The sequence below is a fragment of the Acinetobacter apis genome, from assembly GCF_900197575.1.
Lineage (GTDB): Bacteria > Pseudomonadota > Gammaproteobacteria > Pseudomonadales > Moraxellaceae > Acinetobacter > Acinetobacter apis.
Map to the genome: position 1 here is coordinate 592,714 of NZ_FZLN01000001.1, position 21,614 is coordinate 614,327.

The following is a 21,614-nucleotide window of genomic DNA, read 5'->3' on the forward strand; positions in this document are numbered from 1 at the left end:
TTTTTTATAAATATAAGTGACTTATAAGAAAAATACCGAATATTGTGATAGATTTCCTATAAGTAATACGAACTTAGACTTTAGTCTACATACCCAAATAGCCTAAGTATAATGAAAATAGAAGCCTTTAAACAAAAGCTTCTCGAATATTGGTTTTCGCTTCAATTACCGTCATAAAAGTATATGCGCCAATAAATTTACGACTAATAAACATAAACTCTTTAGGAGGGATACTGAAATAACGAGAAGCCATTGATTTACTTGCTCTTTGCATTACACGCTGATGTAACTGACTACGTTTCCAATCATAGCGGTTATCTTCACCCATCACGCCTTCTGGCAGCTCAGGATTATTTTGATGGCTACTAAATGGTTCAGTTGCAAGTAAAAACACACGTGCCATGTCTGGTTTAACACTACTTGGAATTTGATCAAAGAAAGGGTAGCCATGCATTGCATTGGTCATTGCTTCTAAATCATGGTTATAACCTGCTAACAAAAGGGCATGAGACATATCAAGCAAGGTCTGATCAAATTGTCTGATTGCGCCAAAATCTAGCAATACAATTTGATCTTGTGTTTGGTCGTTATTGGCTAAACGGACCAAATAATTTCCAAAGTTTGGATCTGTTTGCATCTCGCCCCATACAAACAATTCTTTAATTGCAATATCTAAAGAAGCTTCACCAATCAAATTACGACGCTCTTGAGATAAAACCAACATCTCTTTACTGTTGACTGGGATACCTTCCTCATATGTCATACATAAAATGAGCGGGGTAGAGAATTCATCAATAATTGTAGGCACAATATAACGTGAATCATTTTTTAAGTAGTCTGCAAAACGCTTGGTTGTTGCAGCTTCAATATTATAATCAACTTCACGGTGCATCATTTCTCTGACTTCATCAAACCACTGATCAAATTCACGTGTTTGCGGCAACAAATTTGTGATTTTAAGCATTTGTTTAAACAAATTCATGTCTGAGTCGATGGCATTTGCAACCCCAGGATATTGTATTTTCAATACCATTTGTAAGCCATCAGATTTACGTGTAGCACGATGCACTTGTGCTAACGATGCTGTCCCAATCGGGGAGGGATCAACCTCTAATTCACCTAATTTTGCACCCAATTCATTTTGAAGGTGAGGGTAGATCGATTGCCAATCTACTGCAACTGTCTGATTATTCAATGTGTTTAATGCATCAGTAACTTCACGTGGTAAAAAATGCTCTCCATATAGAGCCATCATTTGACCAATTTTAACAATTGAACCTTTTAACTTGCCAATTTCAGACACCAAGTAATTGGCTTGTTCAGTCAGCGCTTTTTTTCTTCTTTTCTCTTTTTCTTCATCGCTTGCAAAAAAAGAAGTTGCATTGGAGGTCGCCCAACGTGTTCCTGCAACAAATGATGCTTTTGCAATCGATATTCTTCGATCCAGCGAAGATGTTTTTAGATTTTTTAATATATCTTTTTCATCAGGCATTTGTAGAATCCTTTAAATCGGGCAATGTATTTGAAGATATATCAAATAAGGGCAAACCTTTTTCTTATTGTAACCAAATTCAGACCATTATGCGCAGTTTAAACCGTATAAAAAACGTATTTATAAATAGCCTAAGTAAATTTAAAAATAACTTGTGTAAAAAACAGTAAACAGCTAAATACAAAAATTAGAAATACAAATACAATGAAATTAGAACGACTCAATTGATGTTAAGATTGAAATAAGAGACTATTTATCGTATTGTTATTCATAACAATTCTTCTTTGTTTCATAAGGATATAAAAATGAGCTATACATTACCAGAATTACCATACGCATATGATGCTTTAGAACCAAACTTTGATGCACAAACAATGGAAATTCACCATACTAAGCATCATCAAACTTATATCAATAACATCAATGCTGCTATCCAAGGCACAGAGTGGGAATCTTTAAGCGTAGAAGATTTAGTATCAAAATTTAATGATATTCCTGCAGATCTAAAAACAGTTGTTGCTAACAACGGCGGCGGACATGCAAACCATTCTTTATTTTGGACAGTATTAAGCCCACAGGGCGGTGGTAAGCCAGAAGGCGAACTTGCAACTGCAATTGAAAATGAACTAGGTGGCTTTGATGCATTTAAAGAAGCATTCACTAAAGCTGCTGTAAGCCGTTTTGGTAGTGGTTGGGCATGGTTAAGTGTTACACCTGAGAAAAAATTAGTAGTTGAAAGCAGTGGTAATCAAGATTCTCCACTTGCTTATGGCAATACACCAATTCTAGGTTTAGATGTATGGGAACATGCATACTACTTAAAGTATCAAAACCGTCGTCCAGAATACATTTCAGCTTTCTACAATGTGGTTAATTGGAATGAAGTATCACGTCGTTATCAAGAAGCACTTGCTAAATAATTTATGAATTTTAAAAAAAAGCAGCCGAATTCGGCTGCTTTTTTTATGTTTAAAGATCCCATTTTTTTCGATAACGCCATAAAGTGCTACGGCTGATTTTTAATTTTTCTAATACCGTATTCAAATCATAATGAGATGATTCTAATACGGCGTGTAAAGTCTGTTTAGATATTTTAGACGTTACTTCTTGAGAACAATTTACGGTCTGATCTTTCGCATGTTCATATACTAACTCTTGGGGTAAATCATGTACATCAAGGGTTGAGCCATCATCCATCATGGTTAATGCATAAAGCAGTGTATTTTTAAGTTCTCGAATATTACCCGCCCAATGGTGCTGATATAAAATTGACATTGCTTCATCAGTAATAATAGGTTCTTGATGTGAAGGGCAATACTCATTCATAATTTGTTTAAGGAGTAATGGTAAATCCATCTTTCTTTGACGAAGTGGCGGAACAAAAATAGGAATAACCCGTAAACGGTATAAAAGGTCATATCTAAATCGTCCATGTTTAGCTTCTTCTCTTAATGCACGGTGAGTAGCTGTAATAATACGTGCATGCGTCTTGATAACTTTTTCGCCACCCAACGGCGTAAATTCACCTGTTTCTAAAACACGCAAAAGTTTAGCTTGTAAATCTAATGATAGTTCTGCAATTTCATCTAGGAATAATGTCCCTGTTGTTGCACGCTCAAATAACCCTTTATGATCTTTAATTGCGCCTGTAAATGCACCTTTCACATGCCCAAATAATTCACTTTCTAAGATACTGGTATTTAATGCTGCACAATTAATTGCAATAAATGGTTGGTCTATACGATTACTACATTGGTGAATTAATTGAGCAACCCATTCTTTACCACTCCCTGACTCACCACGGATTAAAACAGGAAAGTTGGTTTTAGCGACTTTTTGAATGATATGAACCATTTTTTCAATTTCAGGCGATACACTATTTAAATGATTCATTAATTGTTGCTGTGTTGGTTGATCATTCAAAAGAAGGTTTGCACATGAATTTAATAAAAATAACGTGCCATAGCATTGAGATTGAACGGTAATTTTAAACTGCTGAAATTGATGGACGGTGTGAGTGTTTTGTATTGCATTTAATAAAGTTTTGGATTGGTCTTTTAACGCGGGGGAACAATACACCATAGAAAATGTACTGCTTTGTAATGTGAAAAAAATGATTGTCTGTTTGGGATAAATTACTTCTAAATATTTTAAAAATTGTTGAAAATTATCTAAAGTTTCAAATTCCAATTGTTTCATTTATTGTTTCACATGTTTCATTTATTGTTTCAAATTAGCATAGAAATGGCTTTAATTCTAAATTTAAAATATAAATAACTGATTTTAATATATATTATTTATGGCATGTTTTCTGCTTAATAAGGGTAAAGTTATAATATAAAAGGCAGCCCCATGCTCATACAACAATTTTTTGAGCCAATCAGCTCTACATATACTTATCTTTTATTTTGTAGTGCTTCACGTCATGCAGCTCTCATTGATCCTGTCATTTCACAAACAGACGTTTATATTGAGGCAATTAAAACACAACAACTCGAATTAAAATATATTTTAGAAACACATCTTCATGCTGACCATATTACTGGAGCATCAGAATTAAGATCTATAACAGGGGCACAGCTTTGTATTCATCAAAACTCACATGTGACATGCGCAGATGTTTTAATCCAAGACAATGACATCCTTCATTTAGGACAACATCAAATCTATATATTACATACACCCGGACATACCAATGCATGTGTTTGTTTCTACATTCACGGCGCTGTATTCACAGGAGATGCTTTACTCATTAATGGCTGTGGTAGAACCGACTTTCAACAAGGATGTGCCGCAAATTTATATGATAGCGTCCATAATAAATTATTCACTTTGCCTGAAGAGACAGTTGTTTATCCTGCTCATGATTACCATGGTTTAAAAGCGTCTACTATTGGGTTAGAAAAGAAAAATAATATACGGCTTGGACAAGGTAAAACCAAAGCAGAGTTTATAACAATTATGCAGCAGTTAAATTTACCTTACCCAAAACTCATTGACCAAGCACTGCCTGCTAATCAGCAATGTGGTCGTATTGAGGTTTAATCCTTTAGATAAATAACGGCGTTTAACAGCATGATCATGATAGACAGGTAGAGATAAAGATGTTTTTACTAATATTTGAAGGCATTTTAATTGGCATATTACTTGGATTAACTGGTGCAGGCGGAGGAATATTGGCTATTCCTGCTTTAATGTATTCTCAGAACTGGACAATTGCTGAAGCTGCGCCTGTCGGACTACTTGCCATTACACTATCTTCAGGGATAGGTGCCTTTGATGGGTTATATCGCGGTGTTGTACGTTATAAAGCTGCAATTTGGATTGCATTATTTTCCATACCGACAGTTTATACGGGTATCTATTTAAGACATATGTTACCAGTCAATCTACTGACCTTTATTTTTTGCTTTATTATGGCAAGTGCTGCATTACGCTCGCTGTTTACTCATACTTCAAACCAAACAAGTAATTTATGTCCGCTCGATCCTGAGACAGGTCGTTTTTCATGGACAATACAAACACAAGTATATTTAGGTGGCATTGGACTTTGCTCAGGGTTAATGACTGGTGTATTGGGTGTAGGAGGCGGTTTTCTTATTATTCCTGCGCTTAAAAAAGTATCAAAACTCTCATTTGAAAGTATTAGTAGTACATCACTCATGATTATATTTTTAATTGGTCTAATTACGTGTTTAACACAATTATCATCTGGCTATCATTATCCCAAAGAGGTGACGTCTACATTCATAATTTCATGTGTTTTAGGTCTATTTATCGGAAAATATATCCAACGCTATATTTCAGAATTATTGGTTAAACGCTTTTTTTCAGTTATGCTGATTATCATTTCATTAAGTATGGCACTAAGAACTCTCAGTTAATATCATATTGAAATTCATAATTTATAAACACAAGGACTGTGGATATGAAATACACTAAGCTTATTACATCAGCTGCTTTTTTTATTATGCTTACCACCACATTGGCACATGCCAAAACATATATTTTAACTGACACAGAACAAAATATTGATTTAGGTGCATGGAAGGTTTCAGGACCAAATTATAGCATTGAACAAAGAGTCTTACGTGGCGGGAAACAAGAAGGGACGAAGGTAATTACCTTAACCAGTGACCATGGCCTAACTATTGCTTTATCTCCGACACGAGGAATGGGCTTATTATATGCTAAAGGTCAGGGAATTCACTTAGGTTGGTCATCACCAGTTAAAGAAATCGTAAATCCATCATATATTCAATTAGATAGCCGCAATGGTTTAGGGTGGTTAGATGGCTTTAACGAAATGATGGTGCGCTGTGGTTATGAATGGACAGGGCATCCTGTGGTTGCAGATGGGCAAATTTATTCGTTACATGGCAAAGCACAAAATACACCTGCATCTTATGTTGCCATACATATTGATGATAAAGCACCTTATGCGATCCATATTAAAGGTCTTATTAAAGAAAGCACGTTTAAAAAATCTGATTTACAGACAATGACAGAGCTTGTGTATGTACCTGGTGAAAGTACATTTAAAATTCATGATGTATTAACCAATCATGCAGATTACCCACATGACTATCAAATTATTTATCATAGTAATTTTTCACAACCTATTTTAGAAGACGGTGCTAAATTTATTGCACCTGTGAGTGAAGTCAGTCCATTTAATGATTATGCAATTAAGGGATTAGAGACATGGTCTAAATATTTAGGACCAACTAAAAACTTCGATGAAATGGTATTTAATTTAAAGCCAATCGCAGATGCTCAAGGCAATACTTTAGCTGCATTAATTAACAAGGCAGGGGATAAGGGTGTATCGATTGCCTTTAATACGGCACAGCTGCCTGTACTTACACTATGGAAAAATACAGATACCTTAAAACAAGGTTATGTTACAGGGATTGAACCAGGCACCAGTTATGCATATCCAGTTACTATTGAACGCGCACAAAATCGGGTAAAGCAAATACAGCCGAATCAAAGTATTGATTTTGAGTTAACGTATTCTTTATTGAGTTCGGCTCAGCAAGTGAAAGCAACTGAACAAAGAATAGCGCAAATCCAAGGTAATCATAAAATTAATCAATTAAAAACGCCTATTGCAAAAGAATAAGTAACTTTTTAAAAAAAAGCTAGGTTGAATATAAGTTGACCTGGCTTTTTTTATATCTATAAAACGCAAACTGGCTAAATTTTGTTAAAAAAATAGTTATAAATATCACCATAACAATACATTCATATTTAATATTATATTTACAATTATTTCGCTGAATAAGGCATGGAAAATATTTATTTAAATAAGTATTAAAATTAAAAAGGATTTTGTAATGAAAAAAACAGTTATGTTATTGCTGTGCATGGTTATTTTGACTGCATGCAGTAGTGAAAACACTAAAATATCAGAAACAACAAAAAAACCTGATCTTCAACTTGGTAATCAGTTTTTAACCGATAATGAGCTCTCAAATAAGGGCTTTAAAATCCATTCACTTGAAACCAATTGGTCCAAGGCTGGAAAATACTATTACCAAGTGAATATTACAAATACATCAACCCAATCTCAAAGTTTGACAATAGAACAACTTGTTTTGGTTGATACGCTAGGTATTGAAAATCATGTTCAGATGATTGATCAAGACTTGATTAGTCCATATCAAGCCAATCAATCTAAAACTGGAATTATTGCTTTTGATGATTTAGGAGAAGGTAAACCTAAATTTTTAAGATTAAAAGAATAGTTTTATCTATTTAATTAAATTTTTCAAACAGCGTTTGCAGCTCAATCAATGAAGTAATGCCTTTAAACATTTAAAGGTATTACTTCATTAAATTTATTTAAGATCTAAATTTTTAAAAATATTGGTATAAAATCATTATGGGTTATAGTGCTATCCATATTTACATCATTTCGTATAATGTATATTATGTTAAATAGAGTGAGTAGCACTAACAACTTTAAGTATGTTTAGTGAATACATTACTCATGCTAACGCTACATTTAAACTCACATACGCTCATTTTTAATAAGATCAGGTTATAATGATTGCCTCCCAAAAATATGATTGATTCATTATGAATAGCTCCAATGACCCTTTACATGGCAAAAAACTCGCTGATATCTTGGATGAGTTATTGGACTACTATGATGGTTTTGAAGGTTTAAGTCGTAAAATTGAAATTAGATGCTTTTGCATAGATCCAAGTATTAAATCATCATTGCGGTTCTTACGTACAACACCATGGGCACACGAAAAAGTAGAAAGCTTATATTTATATGTTTTACGCCAGAAAGCCAAACAGAAATCATAGTCACCAAGACCCTAACTTCAGCATACAAGTGATTATGGTGTAATATAAAGTCAGCCGACTAGTTTTTATTTTAATAATTACTAATTTATCAAGTACAAGGAAAACAGAGGAAAAACAATGGATGTAGGTGCAACATTAATAAAATTAAAACCAAACACTTTTTCAAGTGTTGAAGACTGGAAAAAGAAATTCAGGTAAGAAAAGATGAAGCTATACAGATGCTTGAAGCTGAAGGTGTATATATTGAATCTTGGTTTCACATTGAATTAGATGGTGAGGATTATTTATTGGCTTATATGAGAGCAAATGATATTTCTGCTGCCCAAAAAATCGCTAAAACAAGCCCTTTTAACATTGATCAAGTGCATAAAAAGTTCAAGGAGACTTGGGGGGAAAAATACCCAGCAAGGCTATTAATTGATTTAGAGAATAATAAATCATTTTAAAGGCATTCATTTTTAGCCTTACCCCCTATCCTTTTTCTTCTTTATTATGATAACCAATACTACTTTATTTATACCATTTTGCTATAGATCATTGTAGGCATGGTTAATATGCTAGCTTTGCCTCTAATTAATTCGATTAATTTTATGAAAAATAAAATATCTCTAGTGTCTGTTTTTTTAGTCAGTAGCTTAATTAGCTCACAGTCTATATATGCGGACATTGACCATAAACCAAGATTTGATACAACCCATACGGCTGAAAACTCATTAGATTGGTTTGGAGAATATACAGGCACTGAGCCATGTAAACACTGTCAAGGAATTCACACAAGTTTAATCTTAAAGGAGAACAAAACCTTTCAATTAAAAGAAACATACCTCTATGCACATGGTCGTAATAAGACAATGATTTCAAAAGGTCATTTTAAATTTAATACAGATCATTCCTCGATTATTACACTCAATTTTCGTGGAAGAAAACGACTTTTCTTTATTGGAGAACATACAGCTACACCATTAAATATAAAAGGAAAACATATTAAAGGCGCTGTAACCCTCAAGCAAAAAATATGATGAAACAATGGTCATTATATTATTACCAATCAACGTACTCATTAAAACTCAAGGATTATGAGAATGAAAAAATTATTATTTGTTATGCTTGCATCCGCGACAACGCTAGCTCAAGCAGAATTACCAAGAACCTTTAGCTCGGATCATTTTGCCCAAGCAGAATTTAACAAAATTTCTTTACGCAAGAATTTACCCGCTTGGATAAAAACAGGTGGCACGACATCTGAAACAAAAAGTGTAAAAATTGCAGGTCAGGATTATTTGGTATTTAATTCATGTAAACCACATGATTGTGCAAGCGAACAAATTGCAACCATCTATTCTTCAAAGCTAAAAACCATGACATCTGTTTACTCAGTCACTAATCTGAAAAAATCAACTCAACAATTGAGTTGGATGAGTAATAAAATGGATATATCGATTGAAGAGAAAACCGTTTTACTTTCTGCCTTAACGGGTGCTTTAGATAATTACCCACAAAAATTTAATTTTTAATTACACCTAAATATCTATTTGTACGGCGTTATAGGAAAAGCTTATTTTACTATAATGCTTTACACTCTAAGATTATGATATTTATATATTAAATTTATTGATATCCCCTATTCATGTGTAAGTTTTCATAAATATGACCTGTGAATGGTTCAATTTTCTTTAAGACGTTTTTTTGCAAAATATAAATAAAAGTACGACTCGCCTTTTTTTAGGTTCTCATCGAATTTCCATATCATTATTTAGTTTATAACTTCATCTTGAAGTAAATGTTTTTACAGTCAGTTTATGAGCCGAATAATTTTTTAATCGGCTTATATCATGAGCCGAATATATGTTATATTTGGCTCATTAAATAACTTATGTCGTTTCGGAGCTGAAATGCAAAAGTGGATTTGGCAAATTGACCATTGGACAAACTTTTCATGGCATGAAGAAACAATTCTTCCAAAAGTTAGACGAATACATCAAAAAATAGGTATTTTACTGGGTCAAAGCCAGCATGATATTGCCAAAGAACAATTCACTTTAGATACATTGCTAGCCAACCTTGTCGCCTCTTCTGCCATTGAAAATGAAACCCTGAATGTATTTTCGTTGCGATCATCATTGGCTAAACGCCTTGGGGTAACGCTTGAACAGCCCTATCCGAGTTCAAATCGATCTGAAGGTCTTGCCAACATAATGTTAGATGCTTTGCATAGTGTGAAACAACCATTGACCTTAGAACGTTTAATGCAGTGGCACCGCTGGTTATTTACTGATTATGATTGGACCATACAACGTTTACATATTGGAGAGCTTCGAGGCACAGAGCCTATGCAAGTTGTTTCAGGTCGAATGGATTATCCTAAGGTGCATTTTGAAGCACCAGCAAGAGATGGACTAGAGCAACGTTTAGATGCTTTTATTACATGGTTTAATTCTAGTTTAAATGATGCCTTATTGGATCCAATTTTACGTGCAGGAATTACACATTTATGGTTTATTACATTACATCCGTTTGATGATGGTAACGGGCGGATTACACGTATATTAACCGATCTTGCCTTGGCTCAAATGGATGAGCAAAGTATTCGTTTATACGCAATATCTCCAGCAATTCTAGATAAACGTAAAAGCTATTATGATATTTTAGAACAAACCCAAAAAAGCGATTCTAATATTACTGCATGGCTGGTTTGGTTTTTAGATACCTTAGATGATAGTCTTGAAAAAACCTTAAAAAAAATCAATCGAACCCTTTTTAAAAGTCAATTTTGGCATAAACATGCCAAATTAGAACTGCATGAAGGACAACGTAAAATTATAAATCGATTATTAGATGGTGGGGAGAATGGTTTTGAGCAAGGAATTAGTGCATCGCAATACCAGAAAGTGGCGAAAGTAAGTAAAGCAACTGCAACACGTCATTTATCTGATTTATTAGAAAAAAACTGTGTAGTAAAATTAGAAGGTCGCGGACGTAATACACGGTATCAAATTAATAGAATGCTTATTCCATAGAATCTGACTTTAAAGCGAAAATTAGTAATGGACTCTGAAATTAATCGTTTAATCCTAGAGATGCCCACTTGGCTAAATGCTCATTATTTAATTGAGGCTACTGAGTGTGAAATTATTGTTCCTGGCGTAAATTTAGTATTTTCAGCACTGACAGCGTCCAAAACTACCTATTATATCAAAGTGTTTAATCGTGAGCGTTCTTGGGCATCTCTCAATTTAGAAGCAAAGCTTTGTAATGATTTAAAAAGCCATGCTATTTCAGCTGCAGCAGTATTAACAAATCGATCAAATGACTTTGTCACTGTAATGACGGTACAAGATCAACAACATTTAGTGCTCGTATTTGAACAAGCACCAGGAACTCAAAGCACATATTTAGAAAGAGACATACAGTCTGCTGCATATACCCTTGCACGGCTACACCAATTACCAATATCCCATTTACTACCATGTTATGACCATCAAGCAAAACATGCAGAAATACAGAGATTACTTGAATTAAATTGTGGTGATGTTGCCTTACAACAGCATTATTTAAAGCTCATTAATTTAGTAAAAACACAAGATTTTCATCATGAAATGGTGTTATGTCATGGCGATCCTCGCCCAAGAAATATATTTATTGAACACAATGTTTCAAAATTTATAGATTTTGAGTATGCATGCATTTCGAGCCCATGTATGGACGTGGCAATTATGCTATGGAACTTACAACGGTGGGATAAAGATGGTACTGATTTAACAACAAGTGCTGCTGTATTTTTAAATGCATATTCTCAATATTCTAATCGTGTTTTTACGCTTGAAGAAATTGCACCTGATCTATTGTTACACGAAATAAAGAAAATAGCTTTTCTCGTTCAACACGGTTGTTTAACGCCTCATATTATTCCAAAAATACTCAAAGATTCAGCACAGGTAATGAAATGGTTACGCCTTTATTTAAGCAATGGAGTAAATAGCAATGTCTAAACAAGATAAGATTAAAATACTACAAAATAAGATGACTGTGTCGAAGTAACTTATATTTTATGGCAAACCACCATTCAAAATAGATTACTAGATTTTCTACTAGTAATCACACACAACCGCCCCAAAGATTGTGTTTAAGATACTTGACACAGTCATTACGTCACAATCGGGTGTCAGACAAAGTAATAAAGCCATCTCTTTACTTCATTTAAAACACTTATTCCGACTGAGTATACTTTTTCAAATATAACTTTAAATATAAAGTTACCGTTTGAAAAAGTAATATCTGTTGTCTAGAAACATCATTTAAAATTAATGTCGTTCCCTATACAAAATACAATATAATCATTTTTCTGATTGCACAAGCCTAAATTTTAAGGAAATTTAGTAATATTTAAAAAATATTAAATGGATAGGTTGAGGGAAATATTTCGAATAAATTAAAAATAAATATAAATCATATTTTTATTTTTAATTTCCAATTAAAAATATGTTTTACATACTTATAAATTTCTATTATTGTATTAATTGATCAAGTTTATCTAAATATCAGTTTAATATCTTTAGTATGTAATATTGTATAATGTTTTTATAAATAAGTGCTTTAGTTTTAATGGATCGATATCAAAGTGTGATCTGTACATAGCTCTCTACCGGATCATTGCTTAATAAGGCATATCTCTCCTATTTTACTGATTTACTATGTATTCCCTTCAAATATTTATTTTTTAATCGTTAATATATCTTACAGATGGCATAGGCACGCTATCTTCTCTATAATATATATATATACTAAAAATTAAACCAGTCATTAAAATGCAGGTGAGATTTCACCTTTGAATGTCTTATTAATGAAGTCTTTGGTGGCCTGACTATTTAATGCTTGCGCCACTTTTTTCACTGCCACATCATTTACATCGTTTGGACGAGTAACCAAATATTCTGCCCATATGTTTTTTCCATCTAAGCCACGTTCCATATAAAGTACGTTACTTTTATTTAGTTTTTCCTGAAGAAAAATGTTTCCATTTAAAATCACAAAGTCTGTAATTTTAATAATGTCTGCTAATTTTTCCGCATTATATTGTCTAATTTCTAAGTTTTTCGGGTTACTCGTAATATCTTGAACTGTAGGCAATTTATCAGTTAATGCATCGTAATGGTTTACTTCTGATTTTAAGGTAATTAAATTCAGTTTATTTAACAATAATAATGCTCGTCCGGTATCCACAACATCATTCGCAATAACGACCATTGCACCATAGGGTACTTCTTTTAAACTTTTAACTTTGTTGGAATACAAAATAAATGGTTCGATATGGACTGGAACAACAGAAACTAAATTTGTTTTATTTAAAGTATTAAATCTAGCGATATATGGTCGATAAACAATATAAGATGCATCAATTTTTTTGGTAGCAACATCAACATTGGCCTGTTCAAAATCTGGATATATTTTGATTTTTAGATCAATTCCCTGCTTTGCGAGTTGCGGCTTGATGGATTCTAAAATCACCCCATGCGGTGTTTCAGTTGCTCCAACAGTAATAGATTGATTAGCAAAAGTTGAACTAGCAACAACTGTTAACCCCAGGGTAAAAGCAAATTTTTTAAAAAGATTCATGAATAAATATCCATTGAAAAATATAACAATAGTGGTTTGATCAAAAATATTTGAAGACATAACCTGCTATATATATTAATTTATTACCTTGAACGAAGTTTATTGAATATATGCTTTGTACTTTAGGCATAATGGTATAAATCAATATTCTTTTAAAGAGGCAATATAATGTGTACAGAAAAAATTAAATAAATACTATACTGATATAATAAATAATACCTAAATATAGACCCCTAATATTTAATAGTAATTCAACCACACATTTATTTACTCTATTATGTGACATATTATTTATTCATTGAATAAATTTTTAATGACCACTAATATAAGTTAAATATTTAATATATTTTCAATATTAATCAACTACATTGTCTGCTGCGCACACAGTAATAATGTAATTCAATTAAAATCACTTGGTTAGCTTGCAAGAGGGATAATATCACGCATTATTATATATGCAATATGATTTAAATATTTATAAAACATAAATCATTATATTTTATATGTTTTATTATTAGAAGTATTTATTATTAATTTAAATTATCATAATTAATATAAGTATTATATTTTATATAAATATAGACAGTAAATATAATTACTATCTATATCCTATAAAAAAAACATCTTAAATTATTTAAAATGCAGGTGAAATTTCACCCTTAAATGTTTTGATAATAAAGTCTTTGGTTGCTTTACTATTTAACGCTTGAGCCACTTTTTGAATTGCTGGATTATTAGCCTCTTCTGGACGAGTAACTAAATACTCTGCCCACATTTTTTTACCATCCAAACCACGTTCTACATAAAGTACACCTGCTTGATCAAGTTTTTCTTCTAAGAAAAAATTGCCGTTGAGTACAATAAATTCAGTGATGCGAATAATACCTGAAAGCTTAACCGCCTCAAGTTCTTTAATTTTTAAATTTTTAGGATTACTCATAATGTCACGTACTGTAGGTAAACGATCTGTTAATGAGTCATAGTGATTTACTTCAGGCTTCAATGTAATTAAATTTGCTTTGTGCAGTAGTAGTAATGCACGTCCAGCATTTACAGCATCATCAGGAATTACAACCATTGCACCATAAGGTACTTCTGTTAAATTTTTAACTTTTGATGAGTACAAGATCAGTGGTTCGATGTGGACCGGAACAATCGGAACTAAATTGGCTTTATGTTCACGGTTAAATTGAGCAAGGTACGGTCTAAAGACAATATAAGATGCATCTAGTTTTTTTGCATTTAAATCAACATTAGGGCGATCAAAATCAGGATAGATTTTAACTTTTAAATCAATACCTTGTTTAGCTAACTGAGGCTTAATAAAGTCTAAAATCACGCCATGTGGTGTCTCTGTTGCACCAATGGTAATTTTTTGATTTGCAAATGCAGTGACAGCCACTGCTGATAGCCCTAGGCTTAACACAATCTTTTTGAAAAAATTCATTTATCTAATATCCAATCCGGATGTTGCATTCATTATTCTTTAACAATAATAAGCTAATATTAAGTGACTGTAATTTAAAGTAATATGCTTTTGTAGCTTTGGATCACTTTGAATATATGCCAACTCTAATTAGCATCCCCGATGTAATGTTTCATCAATGCCATAACGAACGTTCATATGTTCAGCTATGTTGGCCCCTAAAATACGCATTGCGAGTAACATTATTTAATACATGTCATAAAGCATTAAAATTAATGAAATGGTAATTTAGACCACTTCAATTAAATTTATTGTTATTACCCCTGTTGTGAACAACATATCAAGCGATACGAAAAAAATAAAAAACATATAAAGATGAGCGGTATTCTTCAAAAATGAGTCGCTTAACACATTTACAACTTATTTATTTAAGTAAAAAAATCAAAAACTTAAATAGATTTTGAATATTATCATGGGGCAATCTAGAGTTTTTATATATTAGTATTGTTTAAATTGATGAGTAGGATTTGTTTTACCGATGATATGCGTTATTTGTTTGGATGATCAACATAAATAACTTTTTTGATAGGGCTTCAGTTGATGATCAGCATACTGAAAGCCCATATAGATTAAATTAAGACTTTATTTTAACCGCTTCATGTTCTTGGTCGCCCTCTTCATCTTTGGCTAAAAAGCAAACCCCTGCCAAAATAAGAATCGCACCAAGTACTTTGGTCATTGTCAGCGGCTCATCAAACAGCCAAATTGATAAGAACATTACACATACGAGTTCTAAATGAGAAGCTGCAAAGGCAGGCCCAATCGGTGCATGCTTTAATAAATTCATCCAAATCAAAAATGCGCCCAAATAGCCAATTAATGCGCCATAAATCCATGGATGACTAAAAACACGAATAAGCCATGTGACATCAAAACTTAAAGGCATGGCATAAATAGATGCCATTTTAAAACTCACTTGTGCCAACGTATCAAACAACATGAGCATGATAAAACCAATCAGATAGAATCTGCTCATATTCCACCACCCACAATACTTACGCCAAGCCCAATTAATATGACGCCAACAATTCGATTTTTAGTTAACTTTTCATTAAAAAATAATCTGCCCGCGAGCATAATGACAACGATATTGATGCAGCCTAACATGACACCGATTGAAAGAGGAACCAATGATAAAAAAGCCAGCCAAGAGACAAATTCAAAAATGTAGCAAATGATCCCAACCCATAGCCATGGTCGTTTCAGCATAAACTTCCAATGTGCTAAACCATTATTGCTTTTGCTTTCAAATGCAGCCGCTTTAAAAGCCAACTGCCCGACTGTATCAATGATAATAGTCAGCATCCATACACTAAATACCACTGCATTCATTGTAATACATCCGCTTTCATTTGACCCAATGAGTGTGCATGTGGCGGAATTGTATAGCCTGATAAAGAGGTATCTTTTCTTTGATACTGCTGAATAAAGTCTATTGATTCATCAATAACTTGCTCTCGATCATTGTCAATGGTAATCATATGATAGCTGTTATGCAGCAATACCATACGCTTGACACCACTGACACTGTCATAAACCAATTGGCTGTTTTTACGGTGTGAAATATCATCATCATAAGCATGTAATAACAGACAAGGTGAATGGATTTTTGATAGATTTTTTCTGACATCACGAGATAGGCATTGAAGCTGATACAATGAATGCCAAGGATTTCCCGGTAATCCTGCTTCTGAGCTATCACAATTTTGCATTGAATGTGCAATTCGAGCACGTAATGCTTTATTTTTTATGCCATAAGGCTCTGCTTCATCAAAAGTCTTACTTTTAAAAATATTTAAATAATGCACACTTGGTAATAATATCGGTGCAAGCACTTTTGACCAGCGTGGAATACTCCAGCCATCGTATTGGAATGTTGGGCTATAGGCGATCACACCTGCAACAGGATAAGTCGAAGCATATTTTAATGCCAACAATGCACCCATAGATAAACCCGCAACATAAATTTCATCTGTTTGCGCTTTTAAGGTATCTGCTGCTTGTTTTACGCTTTCAAACCAATCTTGCCAACGACTGTTTACAAGGTCTTCAACTTGACCACAATGTCCTGCCAATTGAACACCATAAACACTATAGCCTGCTTGATGAAAACGTCTTGCAATGCCTCTCATTTCATTGGGTGTGCCAGTTAAACCATGAATTAGTAAAATGCCTGTACGGTTGCCAGGTAAAAAGAATGAATGATCATGTATCATATTGTCACCATCATTGGGTTATCTTGTCCCAAGTCACTGTTCAGCAATTTGGTTAAAGGGTGGTAAATTTCTTCAAAACGGTTAAATGTCGTATGTCTAATGTGGTGGGTTTTGCAATGCTCAATCAATGATTTCTTGGCAAACACATAATCCGCATGTGCTGCTAAACAAAAATCTGATCGACCATCACCAATCAAAATCGATTGTTTACCTTGATTTTGTTGCGCAACATTACATTTACATGTTCCACTTTGGCTGACACAACGGCTGCTTGCGTTCGGAAATTCTAATTGCCATGTTCGCTCACCGACTTGCGATAAATGATTGGCAATAATTGGAAGGTGATCAAGTTGATATCTTTTTAAGATGTAGCGAATGACATAATCCAAACCATCGCTAACCACAATTAAAGGAATGTGGTGCGCTGCTGCAATTTGAACTAACTCGATAAATCCTAAGTCAATTTCAATGTGATCTAAGCAATGGTGTAACTCATCACGTGACACATCTAATAAGCCAATTTGCTTTTGCATACAGACTTTTGAGTTGATTTCTCCTCTAGCCCATTGTGCTTCTATATCCTCCCAACTTGGATGAGCAAAAGCTTGTAATAAATAATCAGTCGTATCTTTTAAACTAATTGTTCCATCAAAATCACATAAGATTTGATAAGGAATAATGTAGTCTGAAACATAATGCGAATTGACCAATAACATAATGGGCCTCACGAGGATAATTTAAAATCCATTTGTAAAATTAATCTCTGAATGCACGCTTAATTTACTATAATAAAAAAATATAGTTTATAAATGCACCCTATGTCCTAAATGTTGAATTGTCCGCAATTTAATCCAAAAACCTTGTATTTAAATTACGAGTAAAATGTTATTTAGTGTCATTAAAATAGACTCAAGTTACAGATTCAACCATTAAAAATGAGATGAAATTATACTTTCGGACAATTATTAAATTTAAATCAATGTTTTATATAACAAATTATAAAAACATATAAAGTGACATGATTCACAAAAAAAATACAATTTTAATTTAAATTTAACCATACATTAAGGTTTTGCTAAGAGTTTTAATTTAAATTTAAATATAGATGAGCAGTACAGGTTTATATATTCTTTGTTTATTTATATATGTAAAGATTAATATGTTGAATTCATTTAAAAAAATGATTTTAGCATCTTTTGTATTAACTAGCCCTTATATTTATTCTTCAGCTTATGCTGAGGATAATATAACACCTGATTTAACGATTGGATTAAATTATTCACTTAATTGGCAAGCCTATAAAGGGCGCAGCATCTATCATAATGTATTGCCTGTTGTGTTTTATGACAACAATACACTCTACGTTGAAGGTGATGATGCCGGCGTATATTTGTTTAAGAATGAACACCATCAGTTCCGCTTAAATATTTTATATGACAGCAACTCATTTGATCCAAGTGGAGCATTGTATTTACTTGATCAACGACGTTGGTCAATTTTGGCAGGCGCAAGTTACATGAGAATTACACCCATCGGTGGATTCAAAGTGCAATTGGCCACAGATATGCTGTCTCGAAGTCAAGGAACAATTGCTCGAGCTTCTTATTTAGCAGCTGTAGAGCAAGGAAAGTGGTCTTTTTATCCTGAGTTTGGATTGCAATGGAACAATGCAAAATATAACCGATATTACTTTGGTGTGAGCGAAACTGAAGCGAAGCGAAGCGGCGTTTTAGCGTATGAACCTCGTCAAAGTATCGCGCCTTTTGCAAGCATTGCAGTGAATTATGATGTATCAAAGCATTGGAGTGTTTTTAGCTCATTAGAATTTAATTATCTTTCACATGAACAGTTTAAGAGCCCTATGGCGAAAAAACATTCAGAAATTACACCCTCTTTTGGGGTTAATTTCAATTTTTAAACAGATTTATTTAACTAACTCGGCTTCTGTATCTCGATGATACATACGGAAAAATGCCAACCTGAAAGGAAACACGGATGACAAACGCCAATCAATTTAAGCATAAGCAATCCTCTACCCCACTTGATGAAGCACAACTTTTAGCAGATGAAGCAAAATATTGTTCGCATGGTGATACAGTACACTATGTGAACCCACCAAAAATATTTACTGACTGTCAAGGCAGCTATATTTTTGATGATCAGAATATTCCTTACTTAGATTTGCAAATGTGGTATTCAGCTGTAAATTTTGGCTATAAAAATCCACGTTTAGATCAAGCTTTAATTCAGCAAATTCAAACACTGCCTCAAATTGCTAGCCAATACTTGCACCCTACAAAAATTGAGCTAAGTAAAGTCATTGCAGAAGATATTCTGAAAAAAACTGGTGTACAAGGACGTGTTCACTATAATGTTGGCGGTTCACAAGCCATCGAAGATTCATTAAAACTTGTACGTAATTTCTGTCATGGTAAAAGCCGTATGTTTGCTTTTGAAGGTGGCTACCATGGTCGTACCTTAGGTGCATCATCAATTACATCAAGCTATCGTTATCGCCGTCGTTATGGTCATTTTGGTGAAAGAGCTCAGTTTATTCCTTTCCCATACCCATTTCGCCGCCCTAAAGGCATGACACCAGAAGAGTATGCAGACAAATTGATTGCTGAATTTGCTCGTCTCTTCGAAAATGAGTATCACGGTGTATGGGATCCTAAAGTCCGTGAAAGCGAATTTGCAGCGTTTTATGTTGAAACCATCCAAGGTACAGGTGGTTATGTCATTCCACCGAAAAACTTTTACAAAGGCTTGAAAAAAGTTTTAGATGATCATGGCATTTTGTTGGTTGTTGATGAAATTCAAATGGGCTTTTACCGTACAGGTAAATTATGGTCATTTGAACATTTTGACATTACACCTGATGTGGTTGCGTTCGGTAAAGCATTAACCAACGGATTGAATCCTTTGGCAGGTATATGGGCAAAAGAAGAAATGATTAACCCACAAACATTCCCTGTTGGTTCTACGCATTCAACGTTTGCATCCAACCCACTTGGTACAGCTGTTGGTCTTGAGCTCATGACCATGTTGGCTGAAAAAGATTATGAAAAACAAGTGATGGATAGCGGTGCATACTTCTTAGAGGGATTAAAAGATTTACAATCTCGCCATCCTGAAATTGGTGATGTAGACGGTCTAGGCTTAGCATTACGTGCTGAAATTTGTCAAGCTGATGGATTTACACCGAATAAAGAACTTTTAGATAAGATGGTAGATATTGGCTTATCTGGTACACTTGAATATCAAGGTCAACAGTGTGGTTTAGTGTTGGACGTAGGTGGTTATTACAAAAACGTCATCACATTTGCACCATCGCTTGAAATTTCACGTTCTGAAATAGAACAAGCAATGGTCTTACTTGAACAGCTTTTAAATCGTGCAAAACGAGAGCTTTAAAAGTTCGTTTATGAATAACGCCAACCTCAATCAGTTGGAGCCGCAGGCTGTGGTGGATGCTTTTTTAAAGCATCCACCATCTGGTTTTGATGTGCACTCACCTGCTGATTTCGTGCCCTACTTCTATACTCAGTTTGATTTGCTCACCACCTTAGAAACTGATGCACTCAAAAAAGTACGTGCTTTTCCCGGTTATAAAACATGGGGAAAGTTACTTCACCTTAAAACCTGTTTTATTGGCACCACAGTGACTGAATATAGCGTGCTACCACAACACTGTAATATTGAGTCAATGACGCAATTTTTAAAAAATAATGACCAAATTAAATTAGGTATTATTAAGGATTTACCCCTTGATTCGCCGTTGTTGAGTCAATCTGAAAATCAGTACAGTCAGCATTTTATTCAAACTGCAGAAAACAATGGTTTTTTATCTGTTGAAGGACAAGCTTTGGCTTATGTCCCAATTAATTTCAGTAGCCGTGAAGAATACTTATCAAGACTGTCTAAAAGCCGCCGAAAAAATCTTAAACGTAAACTCAAAAGCTTAACGGAGCTTCGAATTGAACGTTTATCGACTGGCGATCCACAGTTTGATGATGCACATTTTACATCACACTTATATCAGCTATATTTGGCTGTGTATCATCAAAGTGAAATACATTTTGATTTGCTCAGCGCTGATTTTTTTACACAGATTTTGCAAGATGCATCAAGCCAAGGTATTGTATTTTTATATTGGGTAGGCAGTGAGCTTGCAGGTTATAACATTTGTTATACCTATAAAGACAATCTTGTCGACAAATACATTGGCTTCAAATACCCACTTGCCACAGACTATAACCTTTATTTTGTCAGTTGGTTTGTCAATTTAGATTATGCTTTAAATCACAAGTTAAAATTTTATATTGCTGGATGGACAGATCCCGAAGTTAAAGCACAGCTTGGAGCTCAATTTACCTTTACACGGCATTTGGTATGGATACATTCGCCATTTCTACGTTTTATTTTAAAAAAACTACGTCCATTATTTGAATCAGATCATCAATGGCATGAAAAGCAGGATGCTTAA

21 protein-coding genes and 1 pseudogene are annotated in these 21,614 nt (G+C 33.7%); 14 read left to right on the forward strand and 8 right to left on the reverse strand.

What is annotated here, in order from left to right; genetic code table 11:
• Window positions 1–127 precede the first annotated feature (127 nt).
• Window positions 128–1,492: an ABC1 kinase family protein gene (locus tag CFY84_RS02700; protein ID WP_088822656.1), complete on the reverse strand. Its 1,365-nt coding sequence runs from the start codon at window positions 1,490–1,492 to the stop codon at window positions 128–130.
• Between the two features lie 305 nt (window positions 1,493–1,797).
• Here CFY84_RS02700 and CFY84_RS02705 point away from each other — a divergent pair, with 305 nt between their 5' ends.
• On the forward strand, window positions 1,798–2,412 hold the full coding sequence (locus tag CFY84_RS02705; protein WP_088822657.1) for a superoxide dismutase: 615 nt from the start codon (window positions 1,798–1,800) through the stop codon (window positions 2,410–2,412).
• 49 nt (window positions 2,413–2,461) lie between these two features.
• Here CFY84_RS02705 and CFY84_RS02710 read toward each other — a convergent pair whose 3' ends face one another.
• Entirely contained in the window at window positions 2,462–3,691 is a 1,230-nt protein-coding gene (locus CFY84_RS02710) for a sigma-54 interaction domain-containing protein (protein ID WP_088822658.1), read from the reverse strand.
• A gap of 153 nt (window positions 3,692–3,844) precedes the next feature.
• Between CFY84_RS02710 and CFY84_RS02715 the strand changes: the two genes are divergently transcribed.
• The 10 genes and pseudogenes from CFY84_RS02715 (at window position 3,845) to CFY84_RS02760 (ending at window position 11,802) form a co-directional block, all read left to right on the forward strand.
• Window positions 3,845–4,537, forward strand: a complete 693-nt coding sequence (locus tag CFY84_RS02715; RefSeq protein ID WP_088822659.1) for an MBL fold metallo-hydrolase — start codon at window positions 3,845–3,847, stop codon at window positions 4,535–4,537.
• Window positions 4,538–4,596: 59 nt separating this feature from the next.
• The gene (locus tag CFY84_RS02720) at window positions 4,597–5,376 is read left to right on the forward strand and encodes a sulfite exporter TauE/SafE family protein (protein ID WP_088822660.1); all 780 of its coding nucleotides are present in this window, start codon (window positions 4,597–4,599) and stop codon (window positions 5,374–5,376) included.
• A gap of 44 nt (window positions 5,377–5,420) precedes the next feature.
• Complete coding sequence (locus tag CFY84_RS02725) at window positions 5,421–6,617, forward strand: aldose 1-epimerase family protein (protein WP_088822661.1); 1,197 nt, start codon at window positions 5,421–5,423, stop codon at window positions 6,615–6,617.
• 214 nt (window positions 6,618–6,831) lie between these two features.
• Window positions 6,832–7,242 (forward strand): hypothetical protein, encoded by a 411-nt coding sequence (locus CFY84_RS02730; protein ID WP_088822662.1) that lies wholly within the window; start codon window positions 6,832–6,834, stop codon window positions 7,240–7,242.
• Window positions 7,243–7,576: 334 nt separating this feature from the next.
• Window positions 7,577–7,813, forward strand: coding sequence for a VF530 family protein (locus CFY84_RS02735; protein ID WP_088822663.1), 237 nt, complete (start codon window positions 7,577–7,579; stop codon window positions 7,811–7,813).
• A gap of 117 nt (window positions 7,814–7,930) precedes the next feature.
• A pseudogene (locus CFY84_RS02740) lies at window positions 7,931–8,259 on the forward strand (DUF6176 family protein).
• A 108-nt stretch (window positions 8,260–8,367) separates the two neighbouring features.
• Window positions 8,368–8,832 (forward strand): copper resistance protein NlpE, encoded by a 465-nt coding sequence (locus CFY84_RS02745; protein ID WP_171289019.1) that lies wholly within the window; start codon window positions 8,368–8,370, stop codon window positions 8,830–8,832.
• 63 nt (window positions 8,833–8,895) lie between these two features.
• Complete coding sequence (locus CFY84_RS02750) at window positions 8,896–9,327, forward strand: Ivy family c-type lysozyme inhibitor (protein ID WP_171289020.1); 432 nt, start codon at window positions 8,896–8,898, stop codon at window positions 9,325–9,327.
• Between the two features lie 378 nt (window positions 9,328–9,705).
• Complete coding sequence (locus tag CFY84_RS02755) at window positions 9,706–10,830, forward strand: Fic family protein (protein ID WP_088822666.1); 1,125 nt, start codon at window positions 9,706–9,708, stop codon at window positions 10,828–10,830.
• A 27-nt stretch (window positions 10,831–10,857) separates the two neighbouring features.
• Window positions 10,858–11,802: a phosphotransferase enzyme family protein gene (locus tag CFY84_RS02760; RefSeq protein ID WP_088822667.1), complete on the forward strand. Its 945-nt coding sequence runs from the start codon at window positions 10,858–10,860 to the stop codon at window positions 11,800–11,802.
• Between the two features lie 811 nt (window positions 11,803–12,613).
• Here the strand turns inward: CFY84_RS02760 and CFY84_RS02765 are convergent.
• The 6 genes from CFY84_RS02765 to CFY84_RS02790 form a co-directional block, all read right to left on the reverse strand.
• Window positions 12,614–13,426, reverse strand: a complete 813-nt coding sequence (locus CFY84_RS02765) for a MetQ/NlpA family ABC transporter substrate-binding protein (RefSeq protein WP_171289021.1) — start codon at window positions 13,424–13,426, stop codon at window positions 12,614–12,616.
• A 634-nt stretch (window positions 13,427–14,060) separates the two neighbouring features.
• The gene (locus tag CFY84_RS02770; RefSeq protein WP_088822669.1) at window positions 14,061–14,873 is read right to left on the reverse strand and encodes a MetQ/NlpA family ABC transporter substrate-binding protein; all 813 of its coding nucleotides are present in this window, start codon (window positions 14,871–14,873) and stop codon (window positions 14,061–14,063) included.
• A 613-nt stretch (window positions 14,874–15,486) separates the two neighbouring features.
• Window positions 15,487–15,888 (reverse strand): DMT family transporter, encoded by a 402-nt coding sequence (locus tag CFY84_RS02775; protein WP_088822670.1) that lies wholly within the window; start codon window positions 15,886–15,888, stop codon window positions 15,487–15,489.
• Entirely contained in the window at window positions 15,885–16,244 is a 360-nt protein-coding gene (locus tag CFY84_RS02780; protein ID WP_088822671.1) for an EamA family transporter, read from the reverse strand. Before CFY84_RS02780 ends, CFY84_RS02775 begins: the two co-directional genes overlap by 4 nt.
• Entirely contained in the window at window positions 16,241–17,128 is an 888-nt protein-coding gene (locus tag CFY84_RS02785) for an alpha/beta hydrolase (RefSeq protein ID WP_088822672.1), read from the reverse strand. The genes CFY84_RS02780 and CFY84_RS02785 overlap by 4 nt, the downstream gene beginning before the upstream one ends.
• Window positions 17,125–17,844 carry an MtnX-like HAD-IB family phosphatase gene (locus CFY84_RS02790; RefSeq protein ID WP_088822673.1) on the reverse strand — a complete coding sequence of 240 codons (720 nt, stop codon included), beginning with the start codon at window positions 17,842–17,844 and terminating at the stop codon, window positions 17,125–17,127. The genes CFY84_RS02785 and CFY84_RS02790 overlap by 4 nt, the downstream gene beginning before the upstream one ends.
• 443 nt (window positions 17,845–18,287) lie before the next feature.
• Between CFY84_RS02790 and CFY84_RS02795 the strand changes: the two genes are divergently transcribed.
• The 3 genes from CFY84_RS02795 to CFY84_RS02805 all read left to right on the forward strand — a co-directional run bounded on the left by CFY84_RS02795 (window position 18,288) and on the right by CFY84_RS02805 (window position 21,614).
• The gene (locus tag CFY84_RS02795; protein WP_088822674.1) at window positions 18,288–19,046 is read left to right on the forward strand and encodes a MipA/OmpV family protein; all 759 of its coding nucleotides are present in this window, start codon (window positions 18,288–18,290) and stop codon (window positions 19,044–19,046) included.
• 77 nt (window positions 19,047–19,123) lie between these two features.
• Window positions 19,124–20,542 carry an aspartate aminotransferase family protein gene (locus CFY84_RS02800; RefSeq protein ID WP_088822675.1) on the forward strand — a complete coding sequence of 473 codons (1,419 nt, stop codon included), beginning with the start codon at window positions 19,124–19,126 and terminating at the stop codon, window positions 20,540–20,542.
• A gap of 10 nt (window positions 20,543–20,552) precedes the next feature.
• On the forward strand, window positions 20,553–21,614 hold the full coding sequence (locus CFY84_RS02805) for a GNAT family N-acetyltransferase (RefSeq protein ID WP_088822676.1): 1,062 nt from the start codon (window positions 20,553–20,555) through the stop codon (window positions 21,612–21,614).